11 protein-coding genes are annotated in these 11254 nt (G+C 61.4%); 6 read left to right on the top strand and 5 right to left on the bottom strand.

Translation table 11 applies throughout. The annotated features are described in order from the left end of the window. Positions 1-167 precede the first annotated feature (167 nt). The 6 genes from ACIQAL_RS07120 (at position 168) to fhuF (ending at position 6421) form a co-directional block, all read left to right on the top strand. Complete coding sequence (locus ACIQAL_RS07120) at positions 168-2366, top strand: TonB-dependent siderophore receptor (protein ID WP_401144016.1); 2199 nt, start codon at positions 168-170, stop codon at positions 2364-2366. A gap of 244 nt (positions 2367-2610) precedes the next feature. Continuing rightward, positions 2611-2745, top strand: a complete 135-nt coding sequence (locus ACIQAL_RS07115) for a hypothetical protein (RefSeq protein ID WP_401144014.1) — start codon at positions 2611-2613, stop codon at positions 2743-2745. Between the two features lie 728 nt (positions 2746-3473). Next, positions 3474-3674, top strand: a complete 201-nt coding sequence (locus ACIQAL_RS07110) for an MbtH family NRPS accessory protein (protein WP_081569556.1) — start codon at positions 3474-3476, stop codon at positions 3672-3674. Between the two features lie 48 nt (positions 3675-3722). Continuing rightward, positions 3723-4709: a TauD/TfdA family dioxygenase gene (locus tag ACIQAL_RS07105; RefSeq protein ID WP_401144533.1), complete on the top strand. Its 987-nt coding sequence runs from the start codon at positions 3723-3725 to the stop codon at positions 4707-4709. An 11-nt stretch (positions 4710-4720) separates the two neighbouring features. Next, a complete protein-coding gene (locus tag ACIQAL_RS07100) occupies positions 4721-5554 on the top strand; it encodes a formyltransferase family protein (protein ID WP_401144013.1) in 834 nt (277 codons plus the stop codon). A 30-nt stretch (positions 5555-5584) separates the two neighbouring features. Then, positions 5585-6421: a siderophore-iron reductase FhuF gene (gene fhuF / locus ACIQAL_RS07095; protein WP_401144011.1), complete on the top strand. Its 837-nt coding sequence runs from the start codon at positions 5585-5587 to the stop codon at positions 6419-6421. A gap of 113 nt (positions 6422-6534) precedes the next feature. On the opposite strand, the gene ACIQAL_RS07090 is transcribed toward fhuF, so the two are convergent. The 5 genes from ACIQAL_RS07090 to ACIQAL_RS07070 form a co-directional block, all read right to left on the bottom strand. Continuing rightward, positions 6535-7368 (bottom strand): oxidoreductase, encoded by an 834-nt coding sequence (locus ACIQAL_RS07090; RefSeq protein WP_401144009.1) that lies wholly within the window; start codon positions 7366-7368, stop codon positions 6535-6537. Between the two features lie 264 nt (positions 7369-7632). Further along, complete coding sequence (locus ACIQAL_RS07085; protein ID WP_401144531.1) at positions 7633-8958, bottom strand: MFS transporter; 1326 nt, start codon at positions 8956-8958, stop codon at positions 7633-7635. Between the two features lie 331 nt (positions 8959-9289). After that, positions 9290-9571, bottom strand: coding sequence for a hypothetical protein (locus ACIQAL_RS07080; protein ID WP_401144007.1), 282 nt, complete (start codon positions 9569-9571; stop codon positions 9290-9292). Positions 9572-9661: 90 nt separating this feature from the next. Beyond that, the gene (gene hutC, locus ACIQAL_RS07075; RefSeq protein WP_401144005.1) at positions 9662-10399 is read right to left on the bottom strand and encodes a histidine utilization repressor; all 738 of its coding nucleotides are present in this window, start codon (positions 10397-10399) and stop codon (positions 9662-9664) included. A gap of 15 nt (positions 10400-10414) precedes the next feature. Then, positions 10415-11239: an amino acid ABC transporter ATP-binding protein gene (locus ACIQAL_RS07070; RefSeq protein WP_401144004.1), complete on the bottom strand. Its 825-nt coding sequence runs from the start codon at positions 11237-11239 to the stop codon at positions 10415-10417. Positions 11240-11254 lie beyond the last annotated feature (15 nt).

Raw genomic sequence — 11254 nt, 5'->3', positions numbered from 1 at the left:
ACCCACCCCTGTATCCGCGAAGTGACAAGGGACTGCGCTTCGCATTCGGTAATGAATAGCAATAGTAATGAGAACGTTTCTCTGTTACATTTTCACGCTTTTTTGACATATGCGGTCAAAATTTGGGGCCAGAGGCCCCGTGTTTCTTCAAGGGAGGGGGAGTTCGGATGGTCAGCAACAACAATAATCAATTCAAGGTGAAAGCCCTGGCAGCGCTGGTTGCAACAGTCGCGTGCCACGGTCTGGCATGGGCCGACGATGCCCCTGCGAAACCGGCGAAAGGCGCCACCATTCAATTGCAGAATTCGGTGGTGTCAGGCGAAGCCCCGGTGGCTGAAACGGACGTAGGCTACCAGGCGAAAAACAGCACGGCGGGCACCAAGACCAGCACGCCATTATCGGAAACGCCGCGTTCTGTATCGGTCGTGACACGTCAGCGCATGCAGGATCAGGCGTCCCAAACCCTGACCGACATCCTCGGCTACGTGCCGGGCATTTTCGCGCCACCGTTCGCGGTCGGCGACGGCCTGGCCGGTGACCTGTTCTCCATTCGCGGCTACAACGCCACCGACTACGGCTACGGCCTGCTCAAGGACGGCCTGCGTTTGCAAGGCAACCGCTACGACACCACCACCGAGCCGTATGGTCTGGAACGTACCGAAGTGTTCCGTGGCCCGAGCTCGATCCTCTACGGCGAAAACGCGCCGGGCGGTCTGGTCAACCTGGTCAGCAAGCGCCCGACCGAAGTCGCGCAAGGCGAAGCCAAGTTCACCTACGGCAGCAACAACCGTCGTCAACTCAGCCTGGACGTCTCCGGCCCGCTGACCGACGACAACCGCATTCTGGGCCGTGTGGTCATGCTCGGCCGCAACGCCGACACCCAGGTCGATTCCGTGCCGGACGACCGCATTTACATCGCGCCGTCGATGACCTTCAACTTCGACGAAGACACCGCGCTGACCCTGCTGTCTTCCTACCAGCGCGATCGCACCAAACTGGAACTGGGCTACCCGGCGGCGGGCACGCTGCTGAACAACCCCAACGGCAAGATCGGCAAGAGCCAATTCAACGGCAACCCGAACTGGGACGATTTCGAGCGTGAAAGCTGGACCCTGGGCTACGAGTTCAGCCACCAGTTGAACGAGAACTGGCAGTTCCGCCAGAACTCGCGCTACATGGAATCGCGCATCGACCGCCACGAGACTTGGCCGAACAACCTGAACAACGGCGGCTTCGGCAGCACGTTGACCAGCACCGCGTACGACCGCGACAACAAATCCATCGCCTACTCGGTCGACAACCAGATCGAAGGCCACTTCACCTCCGGCGCGCTGGACAACACCGTGCTGCTGGGCGCGAGCTACGACCGCACCTCGTTCAACCAGGATTGGGCGGCGGGCAACGGTGGTACGTTCAACGCCTTCAACCCGGTGTTCCCGGCGGGCAATCCACGGATGCTCGCGACGATCCAGAACTCGCAGCTCGACCAGCAGATGTACGGTTTGTACAGCCAGTTGCAGAGCAAGTACGACAACTGGATCTTCCTGCTCGGCGGTCGCCAGGACTTCGTGAACAGCAAATACCGCAACCGCGCCGGTACCACCAGCGGCGTGGCGGATCTGGACGGCTGGGATCACCGTTTCAGCTGGCAGACCGGCCTGATGTACCAGTTCGAAAACGGCATCTCGCCGTACGTCAGCTATTCGACGGCCTTCACTCCGGTGCAGCAGTCGTCGCAGCCGAATGGTGATTTGCTGCACCCGATCCTCAGCCATCAATACGAAGCCGGTGTGAAAATCGAGCCGAAAGGCTGGAACACTACGTTCAGCGCAGCGGTGTTCGAACTCACCAAGACCGACGACGTCGTGGCCGGGTCCAACGGTTTCAGCCAGCAGGTGGGCGAGAGCAAGTCCAAGGGCATCGAGCTGGAAGCCAACAGCGACATCACCCAGAACCTGAGCCTGACGGCGTCGTACACCTACACCGATGCACGGGTGACCAAGGATGCGCCGGGGTCGTTGTTCGAGGATCACCAGTTGACCGGTATTCCGCGTAACCAGGCGTCGGGCTGGGCGACCTATCGCTTCCTCGACGGTCCGCTGAGCGGCTTCCGTGTAGGCGGTGGTGTGCGGTATTTCGACAACACCTTCGCGTACACCGCGCCGACGTTGTACGGCAAGTTGAAGACGGGCGATGTGACGCTGGTGGATGCGTTGGTCGGGTATGACATCGACAAGCATTGGTCGGTGGATGTGAACGCGAAGAACCTGTTTGACAAGGAGTATGTCAGCGGGTGTAACAACGCTGGTCGTTGCTATTGGGGCGAAGAGCGTACCGTGCTGGGTACGGTGGCGTTCCGCTGGTAAGAATTGGCGGTTGAAGAGAAGGGCAGGCACGGGTGACGTGACTGCCCTTTTTGTTTTTTGTGGCGCTTCGTTATTAGTCCATTTCCAATTTTGGTGGCGGCCCACCTTCACCTTTCCGCCCCCCGGCGGGTCACTTTCGAAAAGCGCGAAAGTAACCAAAGCGCTCAGGCTCCTGGCTAGGCCCTCGTTCCTCGGGTTCCCTCACTTCGGCGACGCTCCGTGGGCCCGCCGCGAAGGGCCATCCATGGCCCAGCGCGGCTCTCGCGGCATCCATGCCGCTCGACCCACTCCGCGCCACCTGCGTTCGGCCTGCGCCCAAGTCGCGTTCGGCGGTGTCTGGGCTGTCGCGATTGAAGAGCAAGAGCAACACCCGATGTAGCGGTTCGATGTGCATGTCCTCCTTGGAGCTAACCGTATTTGACTTGGTGTCGGGATCGTGCTTCTGCCGAAGGCGTGGGAGCTGGCTTGCCTGCGATCTGCTGCGGAGCAGTAGCAAACCCTCAAACCCTGTACGCGGGGGGTTTCTGACATAACCGAGGTCTCTGGCTTTACTGCCGCTGCGCGTCAGATCGCAGGCAAGCCAGCTCCCACGCCTTCGGCAGAAGCGAGATCCTGATAAGCCGTGAAATCGGGCCAGCAGAAAGAACAATGTCCACCTCAAATCGCGATGTTGGCTTTGGCTTTGGCTTTGGCTTTGGCTTTTGTACCGAGAAATTCCAGACACCGCCGAACGCGACTTGGGTGCAGGCCGAACGCAGGCGATGCGGAGTGGGTCGAGCGGCATGGATGCCGCGAGAGCGCCGCAAGGACATGGATGTCCGTTCGGCGCGGGCCCACGGAGCATCGCCGGAGTGAGGGAACTTCGACGAAGTCGAAGCCAAACCAGGAGCAAAGCGTTTTTGGTTACTTTTGGGGCGTTTTTGCCAAAAGTGACCCGCCGTAAGGGCGGAACCCTAAGCAGCCGTTACCGCAGCAATGGATAAACACACGTAACGATGCGCCACCGCTGACCCGCTTCAAGAAAAAACACTAATCATCCGCCCCCCTCATTCGTCTTCTAGATAAACCCGCATCACACGCGGCCACTCATCACGAAGAGGCAACCCCATGAGCTTTGACGGCGAAAACACCCAATTCCGCGTAGTCATCAACCACGAAGAACAGTACTCCATCTGGCCCGACTACAAAGCCATCCCCGAAGGCTGGAAAAGCGTCGGCGTCGAAGGCGACAAACAGACCTGCCTCAACTACATCGAAACCACTTGGACCGACATGCGGCCCCTGAGCCTGCGCAAGGCCATGGCCTGATTCACCCCCTTTTTTGAACTGCTGCCCTGGAGCGTCTTGCCCATGAACATGAGCATGCTCACGCCACACACCCTCCACGTCGAAACCGGCTTCCCACTGCGGGTCTACCCCGGCCAGACCGGCGCGACCCTGGCCGCCGAATTCGAATCCCTGCGCGGCGTGGTTGACCGGTTGCTCGAACGCGACGGCGCCATTCTGTTCAGCGGGTTCAACAGTGAAGGCGTCGACGGCTTCCAGCGTTTCGCCGCCGCGTTCGGCCATCCGCTGCTCAACTATGAGTTTGGCTCCACCCCGCGCAGTCAGGTGGACGGGAAAGGGGTCTACACCTCCACCGAATACCCGGCGCACCGCTCGATCCCGCTGCACAACGAACAGGCTTACACCAACGAGTGGCCGATGCGCATCTGGTTCTACTGCGCCAAGGCCGCCGCCAGCGGAGGCGAAACGCCGATTGCCGACAGCCGCGAGGTGTTCCGTCGCATCAACCCGGCCCTGCGCAAGCGCTTTGAAGAGAAGCGCCTGATGTACGTGCGCAACTACGGCAACGGCCTCGACCTGACCTGGCAACAGGTGTTCAACACCGAGCGCCACAGCGAGGTCGAGGATTACTGTCGCAAGCGCGGCATTCAGTGCGACTGGAACGAAGACGGCGACCTGCGCACCCGACAACGCGTCCAGGGCGTTGCCCAACATCCGCGCACGAAGGACTGGGTCTGGTTCAACCAGGCGCACCTGTTCCACCTCTCCAACCTCGACCCGGAAATGCAGGAAATCCTGCTGGACACCGTCGGCGAGGAAGGCCTGCCCCGCAATGTCTATTACGGCGACGGCAGCCCGCTGGAAGACGACGCGCTGGCGGAAATTCGCGGCGTGCTCGGCGAGTGCGAAGTGGTCTTCCCCTGGCACACCGGCGACGTGCTGATGCTCGACAACATGCTCACTGCCCACTCGCGCAAGCCCTTCAGCGGCGAGCGAAAAGTGGTCGTTGCGATGGCCGAAGGCGTCAATGGCGACGCGCTGCTTAACACCCCATGAGTTCGAAACCCATGCAAAAAATCAAACTGGTGTACGTCTGGTCGCTGCGCAATGGCGCGGCTGACAAAGCCGGTCAATACGTCGATTACCACGGCGAACAACGCTACATGAAGTCGCCGCTGGAGTATCTGGTGCAGGCGCTCAACGACACGCCACTGGGCGATCATTACTCGCTGGAAGGCATCATCTGCGACGACAACCCCGAGTCGGCGCGGGACCGCGAGAACATCAAGGACTACGGCTTCGCGCCGGGACAGGGGGCGCATTGGTTCTACCCGGCAGACCTCAAGGTGCAGGGCCGTCCGGTCAACGACTTGCTGGAAAACGTCCCCTCGACCTACCGTGCCTTGCCGTTGGGCGACAGCCAGCGTCCAGCGGGAAAATCGGATTTCGAGCGACGCCTAGGGGAGCGTTTGCACGCCCTGAAAGCCGAGGTCGTGGTCCTCGACGGGCTGCTGGTGATCCTCGACGAACTGGTGCGTCCCGACGCGGATTTCCATCGTCGCATCGTCAATATCCACCCGGGCATCACCCGCCTGGAATCGCCCTATGAACGTCGCGGCGCCTACGCCACCCTCGACGCGCTGTACGGCGCGCAGGGCAAGAAAGTCATTGACTGGCAAACCCGCGAAACCGTCGACATCCCGGTGGTGGACATGACCGGCGCCTCGTTCCATTACGTGGACAACGGCATCGATTCGGGCGAGGTGATTTTTGACGTGCTCGACACGCCGATTGCGCCGGACGACACCATCCTCGAACTGCGCTGGAACAACTTCAACAACAGCCTGTTCCCGGCGTTGGAGCAGGGATTGCTGGTGTTGGCGCGGCGTCAGCCTCATTAACATCTTGCTGGAAAAAACGGCGTCGGCCCGGTGATTCGTGCAGTGATCCCCGCGCTGACGCCGTTGTTCATTGGCGATTTCGCGCACTACCGCGACGTCCTTGTGCTCGACGACGATCCACGCCCAAGCGTGCCGCTGCGCACCTTCTTCACGTCGGGTGCATTCGACGACACCCTGACCCGTTTCGGCGAGCAATACCCCGACAGCGACCGACGCGGCCTGGCCTCGATCTGGACCAAGCATTACTGCGTCAAACTGATCCCGCCGGTGGCGGCGGCCTCGCTGATTCTTGACCACCGGCTGCCGCTGGACTTCGCTGACTTGCAGCTGATGCTGGACGGGCAGGGCATGCCGCGGGGGTTCAAACTCCCCGATTCCGGTCGGCGATGGTCACCTGAACCTGCCGATGGATTTGAGCGTTTCGACGACCTGATCGAGCATCACCTGCGCCCCTTCATCGAGGGCGTGACGAGTCGCATACGCCTGTCGCCCCATGTGCTGTGGAGCAACGCGGGCAATTATTTTGATTGGTTGCTGGGCGTGCTGGCGGGGGAGGTGCCTCACGCCGAACTGCGTCATGGGCGTGACGTGCTCAACGCCAAGACCCTGCCCGATGGGCGACGCAATCCGCTGTACCAGCCGGTGCGTTATCTGCAGGTCGAGGGGCAAACCGAATTGAAGCGCCAGCGGCGGGTGTGCTGCGTGCGATATCTCGTCGGTGGGTTGGCGTACTGCGAGAGCTGCCCGGTGAAACATCGCAATGCGCGGCAGAATGGATGCCTGCCGATTTCTGTGGGAGCGAATTCATTCGCGAATGATGGGGCAGACGACGGAGATGCGGTGGCTGAACGATCCCTTCGCGAATAAATTCGCTCCCACAGAAAATCGAGGGCAGTCGGGATGTTTTGGCCAGCCTGAATTCGCTCCTACAGAGGATCGGGGACAGCCACGCGTTCGGGCTGCCCCCACCCCCCACGGTCTCAAATATCCGTCGAACGCGTCACGTCTTCCCACGCGGCAATCTCGGCTTCCAGTTGCGCCAACTTGTCCCGCACCAGCTTCAACGCATCGCTGCCCAGCAACAAATGCGCGGGCGGGGCGTCGCTGGCGATCAGCGTCAGGATCGCGTTCGCGGCCTTGACCGGATCACCCGGTTGTTTGCCGCTGCGCTCTTCCCGGGCCTTGCGGATCGGGTTGAAGGACTCATCGTAATCGGCGATCTGCCGTGGCGAGCGCTGCATCGAGCGACCGGCCCAGTCGGTGCGGAAACCGCCCGGTGCGACCGCCGTCACGAACACGTTGAACGGCTTCAATTCCTTGCCCAGCGTCTCGGAAATGCCTTCCAGCGCGAACTTGCTGCCGTGGTAGAACGAGATCCCCGGCATGGTGATGAAGCCGCCCATGGACGTGATGTTGATGATGTGCCCGCTGCGGCGCTGGCGGAACAGCGGGACGAAGGCTTTGGTGATCGCCACGGCGCCGAACACGTTGACGTCGAACTGGTGACGCATCTCCTCCAGCGTCGACTCCTCGAACACGCCTTCGTGGCCGTAGCCTGCGTTGTTGACCAGCACGTCCACCGGGCCAAAGGCTTTGTCGACATCGTTGACCACACTGTCGATGGCGGCGAATTCAGTCACGTCCAGCAGCACGCCGTGGGCGCGGCCAGGGGCCCGGGCTTCGAAGCTTTCGATGGCGTCCTGATTGCGCAGCGTGCCGATGACCTTGTGTCCCGCGGCCAATGCCTGAGCGGCCAGTGCCTTGCCGAAACCTGTGCTGACGCCGGTGATGAACAGGGTTTTTGTCGAACTCATAACGTTTCCCTCTCGAAGCGTGTTGCGGTTGCAGAAAGTCCCCATGGTAGGAACAGCAGACCGAAACCCGCTCACCCAGTTCTACGCGATGATTGCCTGATTCTGCCGTGGATATCGACAACGCCACACGCCCTTTGTGGGAGCGAATTTATTCGCGAATGGATTCAGGCGGTGGAGACGGGTGGGGTGAACCGGCCCATCGTCGGATTGCCGCCCAACATGAAGTCGCTCCCACAGGTTCTGTGCCGGTTGCCTGATCGGGGCTCAGACCCGAGGATTCGCCGTGTTATTAGTCACCAACCGCAACCCGCTGGCAATGCTGCCCACCGCCGCAAACCCTGCGCCGATGCTCAACGCCAGCACTGGCCCATGGGCATTGGAAATGCCGAAACTCAACGCCACCAACGCCGCGCCGGTGGCTTGCCCGATCAAACGGGCGGTGGCAATGGTTCCACTGGCGCCGCTGGAGCGCTCCTTCGGCGCGCTGGTCATCAGGGCTTTCTGGTTCGGCGCCTGGAAGAACCCGAAGCCGATGCCGCACAGAATCATCCGCACGATGATCGAGATCACGCTCGCGTCGGCCGGCATGGTCGCCAGGGAAATCATCCCGACGCAGAGCATCGCCAGCCCGATCCCACCCAATAGCCCCGGCGGATATCGGTCCGACATACGCCCGGCAAACGGCGCGATCATCGCCACCACCACTGACCACGGCGTCATCAGAAACCCGGTCTGCACCGGATCGCGACCCAGCGTGGTTTCAAAAAAGAACGGCAGCGACACGAACGCCAGGCCTTGGGTCGCGAACGAGCAAAAGGCTGTCAGCGCCGAGAGAGCGAACATCGGGCGTTTCAACAAATCCAGCGGAAACATCGGCGCAGGGTGCCCGGCCTCGCGTTTGAGCATCGCCGCGCCACCCACCAGAAAGATCGCCAGCGCAATCAACACGCTGCTCATCGACCCCAACTGCGCTGCCTGGCTCAAGGCGAAAATCAGGGCGCCAAAGGTGATGACGTTGAGGATCGCCGTCACGCGGTCGAAGGTCAGGCTGCCGGGTTTGGTCACCGGCAACGAATTCCAGGCGAACACCAGCGCGAAAATACCGATAGGCAAGTTGATCGCGAACAGCCACGGCCAATGGGCCACCGACAACACCAGCGAGGCGATGGTCGGGCCGATGGAGAACGACGTGCCGACCACCAGCGCGTTCATCCCCAGCCCGCGCCCGAGGCGTTCGGCGGGGAAGATCGAGCTGATCAGCCCGGCGTTGACGCTCATGATCGCGCTGGCGCCGATGCCTTGCAGCACGCGGGCCACGGTCAGGGTCGGCAACGACCATGAAAAGGTGCACAACGCTGACGACACCACGAACAGAATCAGGCCGCCGAGGTACACCTTGCGCTGGCCCAACACCCCGCTCAAGGCCGCAAAGGGCAGCAATGTTGCAACTGCCGCCAGTTGATAGGCGTTGATGATCCACACCGACGCGGCGGGGGAAGCGTTGAGGTCGGCGGCAATGGCCGGCAGGGCGGTGTTGGCGATGGCCGTGTCGAGGGTAGCGAGGGCGATGGACAGCAAAATCGCCACCATGCCGCGAAATTCGCGGGAGGTGAGTTTATCGCTGACGCGCTGGGCATCTTGAGTGACAGGTTGGGCCATTATCGACAACGCTCCGGAGAAAAGTGCAGGCAGGGCTGCATACGCAATCAGAAGCGTGATGGTGCCGCTTTGTTAGGGGGCTATGCAATGGACAGAGCGCAGGAATTGAAGCGGATTATTGGATGATTCACCGGAGACAGACACGACGCATAAGCCTGTGGGAGCGAATTCATTCGCGAGGGGCGGGTACATCCGAAGCATAGCTTGCGGCTGTACGTGCGTTTCGCGAATGAATTCGCTCCCACAGGGCCTGAAACCCAGTTTAACCGCCAGCGGTATCAATATCCCGATCCGTAGCCCCGGTCTGGTTCTCGTCCTTGGTCTTGTCCGGCGACTCGTGCTCTTCCGGCTCGAAGTCAGGGGTGAAGCTGTTCTCGCCTGAACGGTTGCCGTTGTTCTCCTGGCTTTGCGCGCCGTTGTTGCTCTGGCTTTGCGACCCTCCCGACGCCGGTGGCTTGTCCTGACCCATGTGATTGTCAGGGGTGTCCGGGTCGATGGCCGGGTCGTTGCGGTCGTTGGTTTGACGCGTATCTTGGGTAGCCATATGCACCTCTTCTTGATACCGGATTCTCCGGGGCTTATCGATATCGAGGGCAGCGCGTTGCAGGCGTTCGATGAATCTGCCGAGCGGTTGTCAGCTGTCGCGGTAAGCGCCAGTCACGGGCAGGCGACTGCCGAGGCGATAGCGGGATGAAGGGTGAGCGAGGCGCACGTAGGTGACGACGCGGCCGTTGTTCCAGGTGCGGCGGATCAACACCAGGCAGGGTTCGTCGGCCTCGATTTGCAGGTGCTTGAGCTCGTCGGGAGAGGGGTGGCTGGCCTCGACGATGTGCTCCATTTCGTCCGGCTGGATGATTTTCAGCAGGTAGCGCGCCGACTGCAAGGTGTCGCCAAACGGCTGTTGCAGGAACTCCGGCGCTGTCTGCGGATTGACGTAGCGATCTTCCAGCTGGACCGCCACGTCGTCTTCATAATGCACGCACAGCAGATGAAACACGGACGCGCCGGTAGGCAACGACAGCGCTGATGCGATGGGCATCGACGCCGATTCCCGCGCCAGGTGCAGCACCTGGCAACGGTAGCGGTGGCCCCGGGCGAGGATTTCATCGGCGATGTTGGTGATGTGCAGCAGGTTTGACTGCGGTTTGCTCTCGGCGACGAACGTACCGACCCCGGAGATTCGCAGCAGACGACCTTCTTCGGTCAGCTCGCGCAGCGCCCGGTTGACCGTCATGCGCGACATGCCCAGCTCCAGCACCAGCCGGTTCTCCGACGGGATCAGGTCGCCCGGTTTCCATTCCCCGGACACCAGCTTGCCCTGCACGAAATCCTTGGCTTTTCGGTAAAGGGCCTGTGGGGCGGGTTTGTCCATCACGACCTCTTGGCGCTACGCTTTGCCATCCTGCCAAAACGCATTGCGGTCCAGATAATTCTGCAAAAACTGCTGCAACCTCGGCTGTTCGGCGTTGTGGAAGATCTGCTGCGGTGTACCCCGAGCGACCACTTCGCCTTGATCGAGGAAGATCACCGAATCCGCCACCTGCGCGGCAAAGCCCATTTCGTGGGTCACCACGACCATGGTCATGCCTTCTTTGGCGAGGGTTTTCATCACCTGCAGCACTTCGCCCACCAGTTCCGGGTCCAGCGCCGAGGTCGGTTCATCGAACAGCATGATGTGCGGCTCCATCGCCAGCGCCCGGGCAATCGCCACGCGCTGCTGCTGACCGCCCGACAACTGCGCCGGGTAGGCCGTGGCCTTGTGCGCCAGACCGACCTTATCCAGCATCGCCATGCCGCGTTTGTTCGCCTCATCGGCGGACAATTTACGCACCCGGCGCAGGGCCTCGCAGACGTTGCCGATGGCGGTCATGTGCGGCCACAGGTTGAACTGCTGGAACACCATGCCGACGTTGCGGCGCACCTGATTGATCTGCGATTGCGGCGCGCGGCGACGGCCCTTGTCAGTGTCCTGCCAGCCGAGCAACTGACCTTCGATGTGAATCGAGCCTTCGTCGTACTCCTCAAGGAACGCCATGCTGCGCAACAGCGTGCTCTTGCCGGAGCCGGACGGGCCGATCAGGCACACCACTTCCGAGCGCTGCACCTGCAAATCGATGCCCTTGAGCACGCGCAGGGTGCCGAAGCTTTTGCCGACCTTGTTCAGCGTCAGAATGGTGGGCTGCTCGCCGGGTGGGGTTGCCGAAGTCTTCATGCGTTCACCTTGTTT

Source organism: Pseudomonas sp. NPDC088368 (assembly GCF_044753445.1).
In the GTDB taxonomy this organism is placed as follows: Bacteria; Pseudomonadota; Gammaproteobacteria; order Pseudomonadales; family Pseudomonadaceae; genus Aquipseudomonas; species Aquipseudomonas bambusae.
This window is presented reverse-complemented; position numbering and strand designations above follow the sequence as displayed.